Origin of the sequence: Candidatus Leptofilum sp., from assembly GCF_965223285.1 — a bacterium.
Taxonomy (GTDB): domain Bacteria; phylum Chloroflexota; class Anaerolineae; order Promineifilales; family Promineifilaceae; genus Leptofilum.
In genome coordinates, this window is sequence record NZ_OZ244997.1 from 2123343 (window position 1) to 2144815 (window position 21473).

General features: G+C 53.2%; 15 protein-coding genes and 1 other RNA gene. 11 read left to right on the forward strand and 5 right to left on the reverse strand.

Annotated elements, in window-relative coordinates:
* Positions 1-29 precede the first annotated feature (29 nt).
* The 6 genes from ACOQPU_RS09815 to ACOQPU_RS09840 are packed head-to-tail and all read left to right on the forward strand — an operon-like array spanning position 30 to position 14600.
* Entirely contained in the window at positions 30-1175 is a 1146-nt protein-coding gene (locus ACOQPU_RS09815) for an acyl-CoA dehydrogenase family protein (RefSeq protein WP_420644934.1), read from the forward strand.
* Between the two features lie 13 nt (positions 1176-1188).
* A complete protein-coding gene (locus tag ACOQPU_RS09820; protein WP_420644935.1) occupies positions 1189-1452 on the forward strand; it encodes an acyl carrier protein in 264 nt (87 codons plus the stop codon).
* A 13-nt stretch (positions 1453-1465) separates the two neighbouring features.
* Entirely contained in the window at positions 1466-5731 is a 4266-nt protein-coding gene (locus ACOQPU_RS09825; protein WP_420644936.1) for an amino acid adenylation domain-containing protein, read from the forward strand.
* A gap of 10 nt (positions 5732-5741) precedes the next feature.
* On the forward strand, positions 5742-9086 hold the full coding sequence (locus ACOQPU_RS09830; protein ID WP_420644937.1) for a non-ribosomal peptide synthetase: 3345 nt from the start codon (positions 5742-5744) through the stop codon (positions 9084-9086).
* Between the two features lie 4 nt (positions 9087-9090).
* Positions 9091-13191: a non-ribosomal peptide synthetase gene (locus tag ACOQPU_RS09835; RefSeq protein WP_420644938.1), complete on the forward strand. Its 4101-nt coding sequence runs from the start codon at positions 9091-9093 to the stop codon at positions 13189-13191.
* Between the two features lie 44 nt (positions 13192-13235).
* Entirely contained in the window at positions 13236-14600 is a 1365-nt protein-coding gene (locus tag ACOQPU_RS09840) for an anaerobic sulfatase maturase (RefSeq protein WP_420644939.1), read from the forward strand.
* A 68-nt stretch (positions 14601-14668) separates the two neighbouring features.
* Here ACOQPU_RS09840 and ACOQPU_RS09845 read toward each other — a convergent pair whose 3' ends face one another.
* The 3 genes from ACOQPU_RS09845 to ACOQPU_RS09855 form a co-directional block, all read right to left on the reverse strand.
* Positions 14669-15100 (reverse strand): hypothetical protein, encoded by a 432-nt coding sequence (locus tag ACOQPU_RS09845; protein WP_420644940.1) that lies wholly within the window; start codon positions 15098-15100, stop codon positions 14669-14671.
* Positions 15101-15232: 132 nt separating this feature from the next.
* Complete coding sequence (locus tag ACOQPU_RS09850) at positions 15233-15799, reverse strand: DUF4126 domain-containing protein (RefSeq protein ID WP_420644941.1); 567 nt, start codon at positions 15797-15799, stop codon at positions 15233-15235.
* Positions 15800-15874: 75 nt separating this feature from the next.
* Positions 15875-16732: a DUF2085 domain-containing protein gene (locus ACOQPU_RS09855; RefSeq protein WP_420644942.1), complete on the reverse strand. Its 858-nt coding sequence runs from the start codon at positions 16730-16732 to the stop codon at positions 15875-15877.
* Between the two features lie 106 nt (positions 16733-16838).
* Between ACOQPU_RS09855 and ACOQPU_RS09860 the strand changes: the two genes are divergently transcribed.
* The 4 genes from ACOQPU_RS09860 (at position 16839) to ACOQPU_RS09875 (ending at position 20027) form a co-directional block, all read left to right on the forward strand.
* Entirely contained in the window at positions 16839-17648 is an 810-nt protein-coding gene (locus tag ACOQPU_RS09860) for an FAD binding domain-containing protein (protein ID WP_420644943.1), read from the forward strand.
* Positions 17649-17795: 147 nt separating this feature from the next.
* Positions 17796-18176: RNase P RNA component class A (rnpB, locus tag ACOQPU_RS09865), an RNA gene on the forward strand.
* Between the two features lie 83 nt (positions 18177-18259).
* Positions 18260-18727: a low molecular weight protein-tyrosine-phosphatase gene (locus tag ACOQPU_RS09870; protein WP_420644944.1), complete on the forward strand. Its 468-nt coding sequence runs from the start codon at positions 18260-18262 to the stop codon at positions 18725-18727.
* A 130-nt stretch (positions 18728-18857) separates the two neighbouring features.
* Positions 18858-20027, forward strand: coding sequence for an NAD(P)/FAD-dependent oxidoreductase (locus tag ACOQPU_RS09875; RefSeq protein WP_420644945.1), 1170 nt, complete (start codon positions 18858-18860; stop codon positions 20025-20027).
* Positions 20028-20059: 32 nt separating this feature from the next.
* Here the strand turns inward: ACOQPU_RS09875 and ACOQPU_RS09880 are convergent, their stop codons facing one another.
* Positions 20060-20455 carry a response regulator gene (locus tag ACOQPU_RS09880; RefSeq protein ID WP_420644946.1) on the reverse strand — a complete coding sequence of 132 codons (396 nt, stop codon included), beginning with the start codon at positions 20453-20455 and terminating at the stop codon, positions 20060-20062.
* 75 nt (positions 20456-20530) lie between these two features.
* Here ACOQPU_RS09880 and ACOQPU_RS09885 point away from each other — a divergent pair, with 75 nt between their 5' ends.
* On the forward strand, positions 20531-20932 hold the full coding sequence (locus ACOQPU_RS09885) for a phage holin family protein (RefSeq protein WP_420644947.1): 402 nt from the start codon (positions 20531-20533) through the stop codon (positions 20930-20932).
* A 109-nt stretch (positions 20933-21041) separates the two neighbouring features.
* Here ACOQPU_RS09885 and ACOQPU_RS09890 read toward each other — a convergent pair whose 3' ends face one another.
* Complete coding sequence (locus tag ACOQPU_RS09890) at positions 21042-21272, reverse strand: cold shock domain-containing protein (protein WP_420644948.1); 231 nt, start codon at positions 21270-21272, stop codon at positions 21042-21044.
* Between the last annotated feature and the right edge of the window lie 201 nt (positions 21273-21473).

The window sequence follows — 21473 nt, forward strand, 5'->3', positions numbered from 1 at the left end:
TTCTCGTCAGGTTCTGAGGATAAATAACGATGGATTTTACCTGGCAAGAAGAGCAATTAGCTTACAAGCAAACCGTCATTGCGTTTGCCCAAAGCACGCTCAATCACGACATTTTGGCGCAGGATGAGGCCGGAATTTTCCCGCGTGACAAGTGGGAAAAGTGTGCGGAATTTGGCATTCAGGGATTGCCAATGCCCGAAGCGTACGGTGGCAGCGGGGCGGATATTCTCACCACCGTGTTGGTGATGGAAGGGCTGGGGTATGGCTGTGAAGACAATGGCTTAACCTTTGCCTTAAATGCTCAAATGTGGGCCGTGCAGTTACCCATCCTCACGATGGGGTCAGAAGCGCAAAAACAGGCGTATTTGCCGGGCATGGCCAGCGGCCAAATCATTGGGGCGCACGCCATTTCTGAGCCAGATTCAGGTTCCGATGCTTACAGCTTGCGCACCGGGGCCACCAAGGTGGACGGTGGTTACCGACTAAATGGCACCAAAATGTTTGTCACCAATGCCTCTGTTGCCGACATGGTGCTGGTTTTTGCGACGGTGAACCCGGATTACGGCCGTTGGGGAGTCACCGCTTTTTTGGTAGACAAAACAACCGATGGGTTTAGCGTGGGCAACGATCTCCACAAAATGGGGCTACGCACTTCCCCCATGAGCGAACTGATTTTGCAAGATTGCTTTGTCCCTGAAGAGAATCGCTTAGGCCCTGAGGGAGCCGGGGTTGCCATTCATAGCAGCTGCATGGTATGGGAACGGAGCGGCATTCTGGCCAGCCAGCTTGGCGCCATGGAACGTCAGCTCGAAACGTGCGTTCAGTACGCCAAAGAGCGACAGCAGTTTGGTCAATCCATTGGCAAATTCCAAGCCATCTCCAACCGAATTGCTGACATGCAGGTACGGCTGGAAACGTCCCGAATGCTACTGTACAAAGTTGCCTGGCTGAAAAAAATAGATGCAGATGCCACTTTAGCGGCGGCAATGGCGAAGCTGCACATCAGCGAATCGTTCTTGCAAAACAGCCTGGATGCTATGCGGATTCATGGTGGCTATGGCTACATGCGCGAGTTTGGCGTAGAGCGGGATGTGCGCGACGCCTTTGGCGGGGTCATCTACTCTGGCACCTCAGACATTCAGCGGCTCATCATTGCCAAAGAATTGGAATTATAGGAGAGCAGGAAGTTTGCCAGAGAAAAATCAGTTTCAAGATCAGCTATTAAGTTTTATCCGCACCAAGTTTGTGAACAACCGTCCAGAGCAATCGGTTGATTTAACGGCAAACTTTGATTTACTCATTAGTGGTTTGGTTGATTCACATGGTGTCTTGCGGATTGCTGCGTTCATGGAAAAAACGTTCCAAATCAAAATTCCGCCGCGAGACATCATCATCGAGCATTTTCGCTCGGTAGACGCGATGACACAATATTTGGAAAAACGGTTGACTTAGAGGAACGACTTAAGTGAATTTGTTCAATTTTCAGGAGCAAGCAAGCGTTGATAACAAAGAACTGCTGGGCGAAGAAGCAACGGCCGCATTTAGCCAGCAGTCGAACTTGAGCAACGCCCAGTTTTTGATGTGGCTGGGTCAGCAGCTTGCGCCTGCCAGCCCGCTGTACAACATGGTGAAGCTGTTCCGCATCGACGGTGCAGTTAAAGTTGCCCACTTCAAGCAAGCGTGGCGTCAACTGCTGGCGCACAGCGATGCCCTCCGCACGGTGATTGACGTAGTGGAAAGTGTTCCCCAAAGCCGAGTAAAGGATTTTGCCGAATTTGAGCTGGAACTGCTGGATTTCCGCGGAACGCCAGACCCTGAAAAAGAGCTGGCAAACTGGGTGGCCAAACGAAAGGGGAAGGCCTTGGATTTAGCCAACCAGCTTTTTGACATAGCCCTCATCCGGCTTGCAGATGAGCGGTTTGTTTGGTATCTCAACCAACACCACCTCATCACCGATGGCTGGTCAACGGCCTTGGTATATCAGACGATGAGCCGTTATTATGCGCTAGTGCGAGACGGCCGTTTGCATACCGCCTCTCCCCTCCCCAATTATCAAGATTATGTGGCGCATGAGCGCGATTACCGCCACAGCGACGACTTCCAGGCAGATCGGGCTTATTGGGATGACAAATTGGCTAAGCCCGTTGCCCCCCAAACATTTTACAGCCAGCAAACCTCCCGCAGCACCGAAACGGTCCGCTACACCGTTCCTTTGGGAGAAGCGCGGTCGGCACGTATTCGGCAAGCGGCCGAAGCAGATGGCATTCGCTCCATCTCCCGCGACCTCTCCCGCTTTTCATTTTTTGCCAGCGTGGTTTTTGCTTACCTATATCGCATCAGCGGTGAAAACAGGCTTCGGCTAGGCACGCCGTTTCACAACCGGCCCACGCCCACGTTTAAGCAAACTATCGGCCTTTTTATAGAGGTAAGTCCGTTGCAGGTAGCCATCACGCCAGATGACAGCTTCCTCACGCTCGTAGAAAAAGTGATGGATGATGTGTACGAGAGCCTGCGCTACGCCCAGCCCGGCAGCAGCAGTGCCGTCTCCAATCAAGCGTATGATGTACTCCTAAATTACGTCAACGTCTCTTATGGCGATTTTGCCGACATGCCGATGCGCTCGGAGTGGATTCATGCCGACCACGGGGATGGCAGCCATGCGCTGCGGCTACAGGTGCATGATTTTGATGAATCTGGCGCGTTTGAAATCCACTTTGACTTCAACACCACCGTGTTCCCGGAAGCGGATCGCCAACAGGCGATTGACCATTTTTTGCGCGTCCAGGACGCTTGCTTAGACGATTTGCAGCAGCCCGTGAGCCAAATATCGCTGCTGTCTGCGAATGAATATGCTGAAAAGGTGGTAGCGTTTAACGACACGGCCGTTTCCCTGCCACCAAATCAAACTGCTGTCGATCTGTTACAAACCCAGGCCCGGCAAACCCCAGAAAGCATTGCCCTTGTTGATGACGATACGACGCTAACGTTTGCTGCGCTGCACAAACGATCCAATCAATTGGCAAATTTTTTGCGGGCGCAGGGCATTCAATCCGAAGATTTGGTAGCGATTTGTATGCGCCGCTCTTGGCGGGCGGTTGTGGCCATGTTGGCGGTGCTAAAAGCTGGCGGGGCGTATCTGCCCATAGACCCGGCCTACCCCACCGAGCGGCTCCGCTTTTTGCTGGAAGATTCACAAGCGCGGCTCACTTTGACGGAAACCGCCGTTCAAGCCAACCTCCCCAATGCGGACAATTGCATTAATTTAGAAATGGTGTGGGAAACGGCCGTTGCCACCCAACCCACCTCGCCACCAACCACCCTGCCCCAGCAGAGTGATTTAGCCTATGTCATTTACACCTCCGGCTCCACCGGCACGCCCAAAGGCACGCTAATCACCCACCAAGGCTTGCACAACTATCTGGTTTGGGCGAAAGAAGCATATTTGCATGGGGAGCCGCATTCATTTCCGCTATTTTCATCCCTGGCGTTTGATCTCACCATTACCTCCATCTATTTGCCCCTCATCAGCGGCGGGCAGCTACGCATTTATCCTGAAGATTTGGCTGCGCCGGGTTTGGAAGTGCTACACGTTTTTCAGGATGATGCGGTGGATGTTGTCAAACTCACGCCAGCCCATTTGGCCCTGGTGTTGGAAAATGGCAGCCAGCCCCAGCGCATCCAAAAACTGATTGTGGGCGGCGAAGATTTCAAGACAGACTTGGCTCAGACTGCGACCCAGCAGTTTGCCAACGGCGTCAAAATCTATAATGAATACGGCCCCACAGAAACCGTTGTGGGCTGCATGACGCACCAGTACGATCCCGCCACCGATCGAGCCCTTTCCGTACCCATCGGCAGCCCTATTGCCAACAGCCAAATTTACCTATTGGATGAAGCACACCAGCCAGTGCCAACCGGCGTCATCGGCGAGATGTATGTTGGCGGGCGGGGCGTTGCCCGTGGTTACCTCAATCGGCCAGAGCTAACGGCCGTTCGCTTCCTCGACAATCCCTTTGTGCCCAATGGACGCCTCTACCGCACCGGCGACTTAGCCCGCTGGCTGCCAGATGGCACGCTGCAATTTTTAGGGCGACAAGACGACCAGGTGAAAATTCGCGGCGCACGCATTGAGCTAGGTGAAGTTGAAGCTGCCCTGACTGCCCATCCGCAGATTAACGATGTGGTGGTGAACGCGGTGCAGTTTGAGCAACCCTCGGCACCAGTTGCACTAAGCTACTGCCTCCGCTGTGGGCTGCCCTCTGTTTACCCAGACACCAGCTTCGATGATGCCGGCGTCTGCAATATGTGCCTGGCTTACGACCAGTTTGCGGGCAAGGTAAACCAATATTTCAAGACGCTGGCTGAATTTGAGCAGCTAGTCGCTGAAATGAAAGCAAATCGCACGGGCGAGTACGACTGCCTGATGCTGCTCAGTGGCGGCAAGGACAGCACCTATGTGCTGGCCCAACTGGTCAATCGCGGTCTCAAAGTGCTGGCGTTCTCGCTGGACAATGGCTTTATTTCTGAGGATGCGCTGGCCAACGTGCGCCGCGTCACCAGCCACCTGGGCGTTGATCTCATCATTGGCCAGACGCCCCACATGAACGCCATCTTCAAAGACAGCCTGATGCGTCACAGCAACGTCTGCCACGGCTGCTACAAAACCATCTACACCCTCAGCATGAACTTGGCTCGCAAAAAAGGAATTGGCACCATCGTCACTGGCCTGTCGCGGGGGCAACTGTTTGAAACCCGGCTCGATGGCCTGTTCCGCAACCGCATTTTTGACGTGGCCGAGATGGATCACGCAATCACCGAAGCCCGCAAGCTGTACCATCGGGTCGATGATGCCGTCGCACAGCTACTGGACGTGGAAATTTTTCAGGATGACCGGGTCTTTCAGGAAATCCAGTTTGTCGATTATTTCCGCTACTCAGACGTGAAACTGCATGAACTGTACGCTTTTCTGGAAGACAAAGTGCCCTGGATTCAGCCAGAAGACACGGGTCGCTCTACCAACTGCTTGATTAACGAAGCGGGCATATTTGTCCACAAAGCGGAGCAGGGTTACCACAATTATGCACTCCCATACAGTTGGGACGTGCGCTTGGGGCATAAAACACGCGACGAGGCACTACACGAATTAAACGATGAGATGCGCCTGCCGATGGTTCAACAAATGCTGGACGAGGTGGGGTATCAAGTGCGCTACCGGCATCAGGATCGTACCGAAAATCGGCTGGCGGTTTACTTCACGGCCGAATCCTCCCTATCTATCTCCGAACTGCGTCAATTTCTGAGTGAACGGCTGCCGGACTTTATGATGCCTGCTTACTTTATTCAGCTAGACGCTTTGCCGCTGACGGTCAATGGCAAGATAGACCGTCGCGCCCTGCCCCATCCAGATGAAAAACGGCCGCTTCTCAACAGCACGTTCACGCCACCCCAAACCCAAACAGAAGCCAAGCTGGCTGGCATTTGGGCCCAAACGCTCAACCGGAGCCGCATTGGCATCCACGATGATTTCTTTGAGCTTGGTGGGGCTTCCGTGGCGGCGGTGCAGGTCATAGCCAAAATCGCTACCACCTTCCGCGTGAATCTGCCGCTGCAAACAATCTTTGGCGCACCCACCGTGGCCGAGCTGGCCGCCGCCGTCGAGGATCAGATGCTGGCCGAAATTGAATCCATGAGTGACGAAGAAGCAGCTGCATTGCTGGCAAACTTGAATTAGAGGAACTATTGTGGCTGATCGCTCTTCACTGTCTGACCGACTCGCAAATTTATCCCCAGCCAAGCGTGCCCTGCTGGAAAAACGGCTGCGTGGGGAGCAAACGGCCGTTCCCACCCAACAACCATCAACCATCCCCCGCCAACCACAGGATGAACCCGCCGTGCTTTCCTTTGCCCAGGAGCGGCTTTGGTTTTTGCAGCAGCTAACCCCCAACAGCACTGCTTACAACATGCACGAAGCGGTTGAATGGCAAGGCCAGCTCAACGTCACCGCACTGCAAACTTCCTTAAACCAGCTAGTGGCTCGGCATCCCAGCTTGCGAACCGCCTTCCGCAACCAAAACGGGCGGCCTGTGCCTGTTGTGGTCCCGTCACTCACTTTGCCATTACCCTTTCAAGATTTGCAGTCACTACCACCGCAAGAACAAGAGATCGAAGTAGAAAAATTGGCGGTTGCTGAAGCGCAACGGCCGTTTAACCTGGAAAGTGGCCCACTGCTGCGAAGCAGCCTGCTCAAACTCGCTCCGGAGCGGCACATTTTCTTGCTGACCATGCACCACATCGTTGGGGATGAATGGTCGTTGGAACAGCTGTGGCGTGAACTGCGCCAAACGTATGAGGCCGCGTTGGCAAGCAGTACGCCCTCCCTGCCAGAGTTACCCATCACCTACGCCGATTATGCCCATTGGCAGCGCAGCCAGCAGGCAAACGGCCGTTTCGACGATGCCCTAACCTACTGGCAAAACCAGCTTGCCGGGGAGCTGCCCCACTTACAGCTGCCAACCGATTCCCCCCGCCCCGCCACCGCCTCAGACCACGGCGGGATGCGCCGCCAAACCCTACCTGTTAAGCTACTGCCAGCGTTGCGCCATCTGTCTCAGCAGCATAAAACCACGCTATTCATGACCTTAATGGCCGCGTTCCAAACGTTGCTGCACCGCTACAGCCAGCAGGCAGATATTCTAATCGGCACCCCCATTACCAACCGCAGCCAACCTGAAACCCAACATTTAGTCGGGCTATTTTTGAACACGCTGGTCATCCGCGGCCAAATTGAGGCGGAACGGCCGTTTACCACCCTGCTCACTCAAACCCGCCAAACGATGCTGGATGCGTTTGTCCACCAAGAGCTGCCCTTTGAGCAACTGGTCCAGGCCATCCAACCCCAGCGCAACCCGGCCACAAATCCACTCTTCCAGGTGATGTTTGTGTACCAAAAAGAGGAGCCGGTGCTGGCAAACTGGCCTGGCGCCACCCTCACCCGGCGGCCGGTAGATGGCGGGGTTTCCAAGTTTGACCTGACGCTGTTTGTTACCGAAGCAGATGGGACGCTCACCGCCGCCATCGAATACCGCACCGACCTATTCACAGCCGCAACGGTTGACCGGATGCTGGCTCATTTTGAAGTTTTGCTAACAGGCATTGTGGCTGCACCAGAAACGGCCGTTGCCCACCTACCCTTACTCACTGCCAACGAAAAAACAACTCTGGCCGCGTGGCAACAGCCACCGCCCGTTGATTTTGGCTCACGCCCCGACGCCATTTACAGCCTGATTGAAAAATTCGCCCAAGAGACGCCGACGGCAACGGCCGTTTCTAGCCACAATCAGCAGCTCACCTACGCCCAGCTCAACGAACAAGCCAACCAGCTTGCCCATTATTTGCAAGCCAAAGGCACCAACCCAGGCGACCGCATTGCCCTCTATTTGCCTCGCTCGCCAGAGATGATTGTGAGCATCTTGGCCATCCACAAAGCGGGCTGTGCCTACGTACCGCTGGACCCATCCTACCCGGCGGAACGCCTGGCTTGGATGCTGGAAGATGCACAGGCGACTTTGCTGCTCACCCAAAAACCGATGGCTGATCAATTCGCCGGACGCGTGACGCTAGTAGACATCGAAGCAGAGCGGCCACAAATTTCCCAACGGCCCGCCGACGATACGGCCGTACCGCCCAACCCCGACGCGCTCGCCTACATTATTTACACCTCTGGTTCTACTGGGAAGCCCAAGGGGGTGATGGTGAACCACCGCAATCTGCGGCACGCCACATTAGCGCGACACCATTATTACCCCCACAAGCCAGAACGCTTTTTGCTGCTTTCCTCTGTCGCTTTCGATAGCTCGATTGTGGGCATTTTTGGCGCGTTAAGCCAGGGCGGGCATCTGGTGCTGCCGCAGCCAGGGCAGGAGCAAAACGTGCAGCAACTGGCCCAAATCATCGCGCAAAACAAGATTACCCACCTGCTGGCACTCCCTTCACTTTACACGCTGCTGCTTGAGGGTGCAGCCCCCGCCCAGCTAGAGTCGCTAATCGACGTGATTGTCGCCGGGGAATCGTGCCCGCCCCAGCTTGTGCAAGCACATGACGGCCGTTTGCCGCACACCATGCTCTATAACGAATATGGCCCCACCGAAGGCACCGTTTGGTCAACGGTTTACCAAATTGAACCGGATTGGCAGGGGAGCAGCGTTCCCATCGGCAAACCAATCCCGAATACGGCCGTGCGCGTGCTGGATGCCCACCAGCAGCCCGTTCCCGTTGGCGTGCCTGGGGAGCTGTACGTGGGGGGGGCGGGTGTTGTTACCGGTTATTGGCAGCGTCCCCAGCTCACAGCAGAGCGATTTGTGACGCTGTGTCCAGGCACCCCAAGCGACACCTTTTACCGCACGGGCGATTTAGTTTGTTGGCTACCGGATGGCAATTTGCAATTTTTAGGCCGGGTTGATCAGCAAATTAAGCTGCGCGGCTTTCGCATTGAGCTGGGGGAAATTGAATCGGTCATAAAGAGCCATGCGACTGTGGTGGAAACGGCCGTACGCGTTCACAAATCTGGCACTGGCGGCGAACAGCTGATTGCCTACCTCGTTTGGCAGTCGCACGCCACGCCAGATATCGACACCATCCGGCAGCATCTGGCAGCCCAGCTACCCGCTTACATGGTACCCAGCCACTTCATCACGCTAGACAGCTTACCCCGCACGCCCAACGGCAAGCTGGATCGTCAGGCATTGCCCGACTCATCCCTGGCAGCGTCCAGTCAGGCGGCTTACACCCCGCCCCAAAACGAAACAGAGATGACCATCGCCAACATTTGGGCTGAACTGCTGGAACAAGCGCAGGTTGGGCGTGATGACAACTTTTTTGAATCGGGTGGTCACTCTTTACTGGCCACACAGCTCATGTCCCGCGTGCAGCAAACGTTTGATGTTGTACTGCCGCTGCAAAATTTGTTCAACGCCCCCACCGTGGCCGCTTTGGCTGGCGCAGTTATTCAAGCGCAGCAAACCCAACCCGCAGCCCCCTCTCCCACCATTCGTCGCGCCTCACGGGATGCGTATCGCCGTCAGGGATAAAACAATGACGTCCGAATTGCCCGTTTCCGAAATGACGCAAGCTGCTTCATCTGATTTTGATATTTTTGTCATGCCTGCATCTTATGCCCAGCAGCGCATCTGGTTTTTGGAGCAGTGGCATCCCGGCACAGCCACCTTCCACATCCCCGCTTTCTTCCGATTGAATGGCCCGCTGAACGTCGTGGCCCTGCGTCAGAGCCTTACTACACTCATTACCCGGCATGAGGCATTGCGCACAACTTTTCTGGTAGAGGACGGGCAGCCTTTGCAGCAGGTAAGTGAGGCAGTGCCAGAAGCTGCCGGGCTGCTGCCAGTTGTCGATTTGCGTGGTTTGTCTGGGGATGAACAGGAAACGGCCGTCACTGATCACCAAGATGAAATCTCACTAACCCCTTTCGATTTAGCCGCCGGGCCACTGTGGCGGTTCCGCTTGCTCCAGCTAAAGCTAGACGAAAATATGCTACTGCTGACGTTCCACCACATCATTGCCGACGGCTGGTCGATGGACATTTTTTGCCAGGAGCTATCTCAAGCGTATGCCGCCTTTGCCGCCGAGCAAGAGCCTAACTTCCCCGAGCTTCCCCTGCAATATGCTGATTATGCGATTTGGCAGCAGGAGCAGCTAGAAAATCCAACCTTTGCTTCCCAACTGGCCTACTGGCGGCAAAAATTGGCAGGTACGCTACCGCCGCTCGATTTACCCACAGATTTTGCTCGCCCCAACGTGCAAAGCAGTGCCAGCCAGCGAAATGCCATTCATATACCTACCAAGATTAGCGCGCAGCTGCGGCAGTTTAGCCAACAACAGCAAGTTTCTCCGTTTATGATTTTGCTAGCTGTGTTCAAGCTGTGGCTTCATCGGCAAACCAACCAGGATGATTTGATTGTCGGCGCACCGATTGCTGGGCGTAACCAGCAGGGGATTGAGAGAACATTTGGCTGCTTTTTGAACACGCTCGCCTTGCGTACGCAGCTCCCAACTGAAGCTATGTGCTTTACCGATTTATTGGCACAGGTGCGCCAGGCCGCATTAGACGCATACGACAATCAGGATGTGCCTTTTGAGCTGCTGCTGGCAGAGCTACAGCCGGAGCGGGACACAAGCCGGACGCCCGTTTTTCAGGTGATGTTCAACATGCTCACAGAGGGCGAATTGAGCCTATCGTTACCGAACATCACCACACAAATGCTGCCCTTGCCAGAAATCGGCTCTAAATTTGACCTCACCTTTTACGTGGAAACTTTGGCTGATTCGTTGCGGTTAACGGCCGTTTACAACAAAGCACTGTTTACCGGGGCACGCATCCAAACGATGTTGGCCCAATACCAATATCTGCTAGAGCAGGTGCTGGCAAATCCTTCTCTATCCTTATGGGATTATTCACTTGTGACACCAGAAACTGTTGATTTACTGCCCAATCCCCAAGCTGAACTGCCAGTTGAGTGGCATGGCTCTCTGTTGGCACAAATTGCCACCCGGTCACGGCAGTTTTCTGGCAAAGCTGCGGTGGTGGATGCATACGACCGTACCTCCTACCAGCAGCTCATGGCATCTGTCAATCAGCTTGCTCATCAGCTGATCAGTGATGGCTTGCAGGCAGAAGACGTTGTGGCCATTTACGGCCATCGCAGTGCCAGCCTGCTGTGGGCTATTTTGGGAATTTTGCGGGCAGGCTCAGCCTTTGTCGTGCTAGACCCAGCATATCCGCCGCAACGCCTGCTCCGCTACCTGGACATCGCCAATATCAAAGGGTGGATTCAGCTGGAAGCCGCTGGTCAGCCAGACGAGCAATTGTTAACTTATTTGGCCGATTTGAATTTGCGCAGCAAGATCACGTTACCCACACACCCCGCCAGCCCAAATTCACCGCTGGCCCACCACCCTCCCACCGACCCACAAATTTCGTTTGCGCCAGATGCCCTCGCCTATTTGGCTTTCACCTCCGGCACGACGGGCCAGCCAAAAGCAATCATGGGGACGAAACGGCCGTTGTCCCACTTCATCCATTGGTACACAAATCGCTTTGGCCTCCAGTCCAACGATCATTTCAGCCTGTTGTCTGGGCTGGCCCACGACCCGCTGCTGCGAGACATCTTTACCCCGCTGGTTTTGGGAGCCACGCTGCACATTCCCAACCTTGAGCAGATGATGCCCGGCGAGCTTGCCCACTGGTTAGTACAGGAAGGCATCACCGTAACCCACCTCACCCCGGCAATGTCGCAAATGATTGCCACGGGGGTGGGCGGTTCGCTGCAGCTGCCTGCCTTGCGCTACGCCATTTTTGGCGGCGAGACGTTAACTCACCAGCATGTTGCCAGCATTCAACGGCTGGCCCCGGCTGCCACCTGCGTTAATTTTTATGGGGCTACAGAAACCCCTCAGGCGATGGGGCATCATGTCATTCCACTCGCCAGCTTGCAAAATGAAATAGAATCCAAAACTATCCCTCTGGGGCGGGGGATTGATGATGTTCAGCTGCTGCTTGTGAACCGCAACGGCCGTCTCGCTGGCATTGGGGAGCTGGCAGAAATTTATGTGCGGACGCGGTACTTGGCGCGTGGCTATGTGGGGCTGGTAGATAACGGCCGTTTTCAACCCAATCCTCTGCACCAAACAGCAGACGAACGCGTTTACCGCACAGGTGACTTGGCCAGATATTTACCAGATGGCACCGTCACTTTTGTTGGCAGAGAGGATCGCCAAATAAAAATTCGGGGGTTCCGCATAGAGCTTTCTGAAATTGAGCAGCAGCTATCAGCGCACCCGCGCATTCACCAAGCATACGTGCATCTTCACACAAATGAAGTAACCAATGACGGACAGCTAATCGCGTATGTCACCGCGCCGGATGAAACCAGCATTCAAACAGCGGATATTCGTACTTACCTGGGCCATCATCTGCCGCAATATATGGTGCCTGCGGCGATCATCCCTCTGCCAGTACTCCCATTAACAGCCAACGGTAAGCTGGATACGGCCGCATTGCCTCATCCAAAAGAAGCACAAAACAATCTGCCCACAAATGACCCGCCAAATAGTGAAACAGAAAAAGAATTGGTGCAAGTTTGGCAAAAAGTGCTGGGGGTCAATCTTTTAGGTGTGCATCAAAACTTTTTTGAGCTTGGTGGACATTCGCTACTTGCTATCAAGCTGTTTGCTCATATTGAAAAGCGGTTCGATGTCCGCCTGCCAATCGGCACTATTTTCCAACTGCCTACCGTGGCGCAGCTAGCAGAACGCATTGACCAAGATGAAAAGCCCGAGACGTTGCAAACGCTTGTGGCCATGCAACCCAAAGGAGAGGCTCAACCGCTTTTCTTTGTGCATGGTGGAGCGGGCCACATCTTCCTGTTTGATAAGCTGGCAGCACAATTTAGCCCCAACCGCCCCTTTTATGCGTTTCAGCCCAATGATTGGGAAGGCAGACATTTGAATCCACCGGAGATTGCTACAATGGCGGCAGACTATTTGGCAGAGATGCGCTACGTCCAGCCAACCGGGCCTTACGTCATTGGCGGATTTTGTTTTGGTGGCTCGATTGTGATGGAGATGGCACGACAGTTGGAAGCGATGGGTGAAACGGTGCATGAGGTTTTACTCATAGAGCCTGGGCCGCCAGCCTTGCACAACGCCCCTTCATTCACGGCCTATGAAGCCCCTATCAGCCAAATGCTGTCTGCCAACGATACGTTATCTTACTCGCTCAGAGCCCGCCTGGGCCGGTTAAAGTGGGCAATGAAACGGCCGTTCATCAAGCTGCGCAACGATGCCAAAGGGTGGCGACGCTCATGGCAGGTAACGGCCGTCAACCTGCTGCTTACGCTGAACCAACCAATACCCGTAAGATGGCGCGACACCTACTTTTTGCACTTTGTCAGTCGAAAGTCGTGGGATAATTATGGGGCTGTGGCCATAAACGGCCGTGTTCGCCTCTTTCTGCACCATAACCGCACCCCAGATGACCCTCGTTGGCGGTGGCTACAGTTAGCTCACCAAGATTCCGCCTACCATACGCTCCCCACTGACCATTTTGGCATCTTGCAACCCCCGCATGTAGAAACTGTGTTCCAAATCATTCAGGAAGCCACCTTCAAACAAGGCTAACCAGCAGTTTTTATCCTTCCCCACCGGACCTGTATAATTGAATAATGATGCGTGATGACTTATTGGCAACGGCCGTTCCCCCTGCTTTTCACATCATGACCAAGCCCAGCGGGGCGATTTGCAACCTGGATTGCAAATATTGTTACTTTCTCTCCAAAGAGATGCTGTACCCTGGCAGCCGCTTCCGCATGGCAGATGCGCTGCTAGAAACGTTTGTAGATCAATATATCACGTCTCAGCAAGTGCCAGAGGTGACTTTTGCCTGGCAAGGCGGCGAGCCCACCCTGATGGGGCTGGGCTTTTTCGAGCGAGTGATTCATTATCAGAAAAAGCACGCCAAGCAGGGCATGACCATCCACAACACGCTGCAAACCAACGGCACGCTGCTGGATGAGGCATGGTGCCAATTCTTCAAGAAGCATAATTTCCTCGTAGGCATCAGTATTGATGGCCCAAAAGAACTGCACGATGCGTACCGGGTCAACAAAGGGGGCGCGGGCAGCTTTGCTCAGGTGATGCGCGGCTGGCAGCTACTGGTTGATCACGAAGTCAAGTTCAATGTGCTTTGCACGGTACATGCTGCCAACCAGGATTATCCACTGGATGTGTATCGCTTTTTTCGGGACGAGCTAAAAACGCAATTTATCCAGTTCATTCCGATTATTGAGCGAGCAACAACGCAGATTTTGCCATTGGCCGATATTGGTTGGAGCGAGCGGGATGGTGGGGAACAGCCGTTATACACGCAAGCTGGCAATCTGGTCACCAAACGGTCAGTAAACGCCCAAAAATACGGTGATTTTCTGATCGCCATTTTTGATGAATGGGTGCAGCACGATGTAGGGAAACTGTACGTGCAGCTATTTGACGTGACCTTGGGGGCCTGGCTGGGGCAGCCAGGCGGTTTGTGCATCTTTGCCCCAACCTGCGGCAACGCCCTGGCTCTAGAGCACAATGGCGACCTGTTTAGCTGTGACCATTACGTTGAGCCAGATTATTTGCTGGGCAACATTCAAACAGATTCTATACTGACGCTTGTTGCTTCTGAAAAGCAACGCCACTTTGGGCAGCATAAATTAGATAGCTTGCCTCAATATTGCCTGGACTGCGAGGTCCATTTTGCCTGCCACGGAGGCTGCCCCAAAAATCGGTTCATCCACACGCCAAATGGCGAAGCTGGGCTGAATTATCTCTGTGCCGGGTACAAAGCGTTTTTCAATCATGTGGATCGGCCCATGAAAATGATGGCCAATTTACTGCGCCAGCGTCGCTCTCCGGCCAAAATCATGCCTCTAATGGTTGCTGAGAATGAAAAACGGCAGCAGCAAACGTTTGCCCAAGCAAACCGAAACGATCCCTGCCCCTGCGGCAGCGGCAAAAAATTTAAGCGGTGCCACGGACGGCCGTAGGCAACAAAAAACGGCCGCTTCCGAATAGAAACGGCCGTTTTCAATTCTGCTTAAAACAAATAGCTCAACTAGCTACCCATTTGCTTCTGGATAAACGGCCAAATAAATCCACCAAGCGCGCCCAGAACAAATCCCATAATCCCAAAACATAATGCTCCAACAATGCCGCTCATCGCACCACCAGCCAGTCCGGTGCCGATACCCTCTGAAGCTGCGCCAACAACTGTTGTAGAAATCGCATTAAAAATAGCGAGCAAAATACCGCTAGCACCACCAGCCAACGCCCCACCAATCGCTGCGGTCGATGTATCTTCTTCACCGGGAGCAAAGTATCCATATAACATACCTGATGCAACCGGAATAAAGAACCCTCCACAGAGAAATAGGATGGCAATAAATGGGCCAATAACTGGGATTAAAGACAAAACGCCTAGCAAAATTGCAACGCCAGCACCAATACCACCAGCTTTCAAGACACTTTGCATATCAAGATTATTCATTCGAAGCCTCCTTCAAAGTTCGAAAAGTAATAAATCACCAACTTCATACTAATAAACACATAGGAATTTATTTGGTTGCAAACCTAAAGATTATCTTTATTGCGTAACCACCTCCCTGGGCAACAATTACGCTCAGCGAAATGCTGTGCGCTGCCTGCGCCGCCGATACATTCGGAATCCAAAATACAGCAATATCAGTAACAAAATTGCGCCTAAAACGGGCAGGAATATAGCCAAAATAGAGGTGAAAGAAGCCACGACATCTTCCACCAAACTGACCAGCCAGTTGCCGGTACCGGCGGTGGTTGCCGTAACGACAGGACGCGCAACGCCTTTAACAGCATGAACACTACCCGCCACGATCAGACCCGCCCCCAACGCCAGGATTGGATGAATGTCGTTGACGATATTGGCATTGGCCGCAAATAAAACCGCCCCAGCCGCCGGGCGCACAAACGTCTGAATAGCGTCGTTGACCGTGTCGATGGCTGGCACTTTATCTACCAACATCTCGATGACCAGCAGCACGCTGATGATGCCGATGGCCCACCAACTGCCCATCACATTGTACGGCTCTGCCAGGTTAAGCAAGGGGTTGTCCAGAGGAAAACGAGCCGCCAAAGCTACCAGCAGCAGAGGAATGTACGCATTCAGGCCAGCACTGCCTGCCAAACCAAAGGCACTAAAAATATCGAGCATTTTCTCTCCGAAATTGGGAGATTGGTCATTGGAAATTAAACTCGCAAAATCTCCAATCTCTAATCTCCAACATTCTCAAGCTAATCCAGGAAATCCGGTGAGAGTCCCGGTGAGACTTAAGCGCAGCCAAACAATGATGCCTAATTCCAAAATCGTCAGGCCAAAGCTAATGAGCAGCGGCACGGCCGTTTCTTGCCAACGAATTGCTTGGCCATCCCGCTTCAACAGCATCAGCAGAAAAACTGCGTTAAGCGAGGTAACAATCAACAAAACGCCAACCACGCTTACAAGGGCCATTACGTACAAAATGAGCGGTTGGTTGCTCAATACCAGCAAAACGGCCGTTCCCACCAACATCATAATCCCCAGCAACTCACGCCCAGACTCAATGACGGAACGGCCGTTTGCCTGCCGCCATAGCGTTTGCATCAGGGCTGGAAAAATGAGCAATCCCATCGCCAAGCCAGCCCCGCTGCCCGTAAGCAAACGCAGCCAGTTTCGGGGTTCATACAGGTGGGGAAAATTGGGGAAAAAGTGAGAGTAAGAGTTCAAGCCATCGAAGCCCATCACGCCAATGAAGCCAATGAGCAGCAGCAAGATTGGCAGCGACGGCAAATCGGTGCGGCGCGTGCGTCCCGCCAACATTAAAGCCACAAATGAAAATGCCTCTCCCAAATAAATGCCGGTACAGCGGGCACAAAGCGGAAGCTGACGGCCGTTAATGGTAAACGTCCGCTCGGTAATACGGTGGCAAATCGCCGCGCCCACATAATCTCCACCTGCCAAAACCGGGTCGTGATCCAAATGCTGCCCATCCGTAATGGCATACCAGCCCATCGCTACCAAAACCAGCAGCGCGATCCCCAGCACCGTTAGCCGTCGGCGAACATCATCTTGGTTACCTTCAGAAGCAACTGCTCTTGGCTCAATCAAATAAATTTCTCGATGGCTTTTTCGGATAGATTCTAACTTTCAGGTAAAATAGCGAGCATTACGCGCAATTGTAATCAGCCACAGTTGATTGCACAAGGAGTTAGCCATGCCCCAGAAACCAGACAGTTATTTCCGCCCAGAATCCCTTGAAGAAGCCCTGACCCTTTTGGCCAAACCAAACAGCGTACCATTGGGTGGTGGCACCAAACTTCTAGCCACGGAAAGCGGCTTGCCGGGAACGGCCGTTGTCGATCTGCAAGCATTGGGACTAAGCCAGGCAAAACTACTTTCTGCCAGCGATATGCACTTTTTGGCTGTCGGTGCCACGCTGACGCTGACTCGGCTTCACCAATTTCTGCAATCTGAACTGCCTGATAATGTCGCCTCTGCCTTGCTGCAAAAAGCGATTCATCAAGCTGGCCCCAATACGTACCGCAACGCTGCCACCTTGGGCGGCACCATTGCCAGCCACCTGCCAGACAGTGAACTGCTGGCCGCTTTGCTGGTCCTCAACGCCACTATCACCCTGCGCGGGCTATCTAGCCAAAACACACTTTCCTTGTCTGACTATTTAGCAGATGCGGAACGGCCGTCTGGTCTCATCACCACCCTTTCCATCCCCCTGCCCGCCGGGAACGGCACCAGCCACCGCGTAGCCCGCACCCCCGCCGACTATCCCATCGTCTCCATTACTGGCTGGCGACTGCCGGACGGGTTGGTTCGATTGGCAGCAACGGGTTTGGGCGAACGGCCGTTTCGGCTGACAACCGCTGAACAAGCCGCCCAATCAAGCATCGAAGCTGCCGCCTCCGCCGCTGCCGCCAATACCCATCTTGGCGATTTTCGCGGCGATGCCCACTACCGCGCCGAGATGGCTGCTGTCCTGACCCGCCGCACGCTAAACCAACTCAATTAGGACGCTGATTAACACGAATAAAATCTGACTTTCATTTTATCTGCGTCATCAGCGTTTATCCGCCTCATTGTTTTTAAAGACCGCAAAGTCCCAGCTATCTTGCCCGAAAGTTGCACCCCCTACGCCCCAATGCTACGATCATAATGCCAAGTTGGCTGTGTGATCGCGGCTGAGTGCCACAGGCATTTGGCTGAGGAAAGTCCGCACTCCATAGAGCATGGTGCCGGCTAACGGCCGGGCGGGGTGACCCGACGGAACAGTGCCACAGAGAGGCGTATTGCGGCAAATGCTTCGGCAATTGCACGCGAGGGTGAAACGGTGGTGTAAGAGACCACCAGCAGCGGCAGCAATGTCGCTGGCTAGGCAAACCCCACCAGGAGCAAGACCAAGCAGGGCGAAGGGGCTGCTCGTCCCGCCAGACGTCCGGGTAGGTTGCAAGAGGGTGTTAGCAATAACGCTCCCAGATAGATGATCACTGCGTTTGCTTTGCAAACGACACAGAATGCGGCTTACAGGCCAACTTGGCATCTCGGTAACCCGTAAGCGGTGGTCAGTAATCGCTTATACCGATTACTGATTACCGTTCACCAACCACGGAAAAGGAGACCCCTATGACTATCAACGTCCTCTTTGTATGCCTGGGCAACATTTGCCGGTCACCTATGGCAGAGGCGATTTTTCAGCAGCTTGTGGATGAAGCTGGCCTGACAGACAAGTTTCATATTGATTCCGCTGGCACGGGTGACTGGCACGTTGGTGAACAAGCCCACCCCGGTACACGGCGTATTTTGGCACAGCATGGGATAGCATATAACGGCCGTTCCCGCCTGATAACCGCACAAGATATGGCCAATTCCCACTCATACATCATCACCATGGACCAAAGCAACGGCAACAACTTACGCCGCCAGTTTGGCCAGCACCCTAACCAGCATCGCCTGCTGGAATTCTCCAGCCAAACCAGCGAAACCGACGTCCCCGACCCATACTACACCAACAATTTCGAGTACGTATACCAGCTTGTAAAAGATGGTTGTACAGGCTTGCTAGAAACCATCCGCAAGCAACAGGGGTTATAACCAACAGGCAACCTCCCGCAGGTTACATCCGCATCCAAATTTAAAGAAAAAAACTGCGGGCGGTTTATTTGCACACAGTTCAAACTTGCGTGAAGATGATAATGAAGGAGAAAGGAGCAAAATGACAAGTATGAGCGAGCGTGATGTCATTATCGTGGGGGCAGGGCCAGGAGGCGCAACAACAGCCGCCGCCTTGGCCCAAAAAGGTTACGACGTTTTACTGCTAGATCGCCACGATTTTCCCCGCGACAAAACCTGCGGCGATGCTGTACCGGCTGGTGCCATTGAGCTTTTGTGGCGGCTGGGAATGCGCGAAAAAATTGCAAAATCCGTAGAACGGGGTGAGCTGTATCCATTGGAAGGGATGCTGCTTGTCTCCCCACGTGGCCATGAGCTACACGCTAAATTCAATCATGGCAAAGAAGGCAGCGACAGCTACGTTGCCCCTCGCATTTACTTTGATGCCCTCATTCAAGAACATGCTGTCGATTCTGGTGCACAATTTTGTCAGGCACAGGCCAAAGCACCCATCGTAGAAAACGGCAAGGTTGTTGGCATTCGCGCTCAGGTCAACGGCAGTGTGAAGGAGATGCGTGCCCGTCTGATCATTGGTGCCGATGGCGTCACCTCTGTGGTCTCCCGTCACCTTCGTCCTAAACAAGAGCAGCACAACGATGGGCATCGCGCCGTTGCCCTCCGTGCCTATATCGAAGACATTGAAGAAATTCCTAAAGAGGTAGAGTTTTACTTATACAAGGATATTTTACCCGGCTACGCCTGGATTTTCCCGATTGGCAATAATCGCGCCAACATTGGTTTGGGTATGCGCCTGGATCACTTCCGCAAGAAAAAATACAACCTGGAAAAAATGCTGCAAGATTTTCTGGAAATGCCCGCCATTAAGAAGCGGCTGCTGCGCGGTGGGCAACTGCGCGATGTAGCGACATGGCAGCTCAATTTTGGCTCACAAAAAGATATGCAGCATGTGTTTGACGGGGCTATTTTGGTGGGCGACGCTGCTGGCTTTATCAACCCCCTCACGGGCGGGGGCATCCACAATGCGCTCGTTTCGGCGGAGCTGGCGGCACAGGTGGCGGATGAAGCATTACGCGCTAACGACGTGTCGCGCGGCAAGATGCAGGTTTACGAACAGCTTTGCCACGAACAGATGTGGGAAAGTATGCGAAACTCTTACTTTATGCAGCGTACGTTTATGCGATTTCCCATTTTGGTGGACTTTTTGGTGCGGCGCATGAAGGAGAATAGTCAGCTTGCGCAGACGTTTTTGACTAAGCTATAGGCTTGAGGCACTTAAGCTGACGACTTAGGCAACTAAGCTGTAGGCGTCAGGTAGCTTTGGATTTTGTTCGGTAGATCAAAAATTGGGGTATCTTTAGAAATAAAGTCAGTAGCTCCGGCACTGAGACTTTCGGTTTTGGTGAGTTGGCGGTCATCGGCGGTGTACATGAGGATGTACGGCCGTTGCTCTGGCCTTAATTCACGAATCCGACGACACACTTCAATCCCGGTCATGCCCGGCATCATCACATCCAGCAAGATGAGATCAGGCATCTCATCCCCCACCATTTGCAGTGCCTGCTTACCGCTAAAAGCACCGCGCACCTTGTAGCCAGCCTGCTCTAAAATAAGCAAACAAAGGTTTACTAGCGACTGCTCATCATCAACAACTAAGATTTTTGGCTCGCTGGATAATGGATGTGTTGACATAGCTGCATTGTAGAAAAATGGCACAAAATGGTAAATAGTCTGTAAGGGCCATTGAGCACCTTGTAAGGAGGAAACATGCTTCGTTTTTTAATTCGACTTGTTGTGAATGCCGTAGCCATTTGGGCGGCCGTGCAGTTGGTCCCAGGGCTCATTTATGAAGGCAGCACAGCGTCTTTGCTGCTGGTGGCGTTGGTTTTTGGTGTGGTGAATGCGTTGGTACGGCCGTTGTTGCTCTTGCTCACCTGCCCCTTCATCATTCTTACCCTGGGGCTATTTGTTTTAGTGATAAATACCATCATGCTTTCACTAACCGTCTGGCTATCTGGCATCTTCGATCTGGGCCTCACGTCCACTGGCTTTTGGGCCACATTTCTGGGGGCAATCGTCATCAGCATTGTAAGCAGCATTATCAACTTGCTCATAAAAGATGATAACGAAGATGACCGAGGCAACGGGGTGGTTATAATCAACCAATAAAAAATCCCCCTGGTGCCTTTCGGCCTATTCCCAGGAGGATCAAATTTACTGTTGGTAATCCCGTTTGAAGGGAAATAAAGATTATTTCCAACGGCAACTGAGCGTTTACTTACTCAGTGGGACCAAAGCTGCGCTTTGCGGTGACGCTTTGCGCTTGCGGGCCACGCCCTTTGTCAACGAGTTCAAAATCAACCCGATCACCTTCATACAAATTCCGGTAACCATCACCTTCGATGGCAGAGTAGTGGACAAATACTTCCTGCCCGCCATCGTCGGGATTAATGAACCCGTATCCTTTCAACCGACTAAACCATTTCACCATACCAGATTGTTTACTCATTCCGTTACCTCCGCGTTGAGTATGAGACGCAAAAAGCACCAAACCCCAGCGGCAAGGGTTACGGCGCTTTGCAAAAAAATTACATTACTTCGCTTACTTTAATTCCTGTACCGCTCATGCTGATACAAAAATTAACATTCCAGCGGAGGGATGTCTATGAACGGAACGTGAAACCTGATGAAATTGTTCTGGGGAGGAAAG

Coding starts and splice junctions, on each gene's coding strand:
- ACOQPU_RS09845 (WP_420644940.1), bottom strand. CDS start 15,100: ATGAATAATCTTGATATGCAAAGTGTCTTGAAAGCTGGTGGTATTGGT.
- ACOQPU_RS09850 (WP_420644941.1), bottom strand. CDS start 15,799: ATGCTCGATATTTTTAGTGCCTTTGGTTTGGCAGGCAGTGCTGGCCTG.
- ACOQPU_RS09860 (WP_420644943.1), top strand. CDS start 16,839: ATGCCCCAGAAACCAGACAGTTATTTCCGCCCAGAATCCCTTGAAGAA.
- ACOQPU_RS09840 (WP_420644939.1), top strand. CDS start 13,236: ATGATGCGTGATGACTTATTGGCAACGGCCGTTCCCCCTGCTTTTCAC.
- ACOQPU_RS09890 (WP_420644948.1), bottom strand. CDS start 21,272: ATGAGTAAACAATCTGGTATGGTGAAATGGTTTAGTCGGTTGAAAGGA.
- ACOQPU_RS09815 (WP_420644934.1), top strand. CDS start 30: ATGGATTTTACCTGGCAAGAAGAGCAATTAGCTTACAAGCAAACCGTC.
- ACOQPU_RS09880 (WP_420644946.1), bottom strand. CDS start 20,455: ATGTCAACACATCCATTATCCAGCGAGCCAAAAATCTTAGTTGTTGAT.
- ACOQPU_RS09835 (WP_420644938.1), top strand. CDS start 9,091: ATGACGTCCGAATTGCCCGTTTCCGAAATGACGCAAGCTGCTTCATCT.
- ACOQPU_RS09885 (WP_420644947.1), top strand. CDS start 20,531: ATGCTTCGTTTTTTAATTCGACTTGTTGTGAATGCCGTAGCCATTTGG.
- ACOQPU_RS09870 (WP_420644944.1), top strand. CDS start 18,260: ATGACTATCAACGTCCTCTTTGTATGCCTGGGCAACATTTGCCGGTCA.
- ACOQPU_RS09875 (WP_420644945.1), top strand. CDS start 18,858: ATGAGCGAGCGTGATGTCATTATCGTGGGGGCAGGGCCAGGAGGCGCA.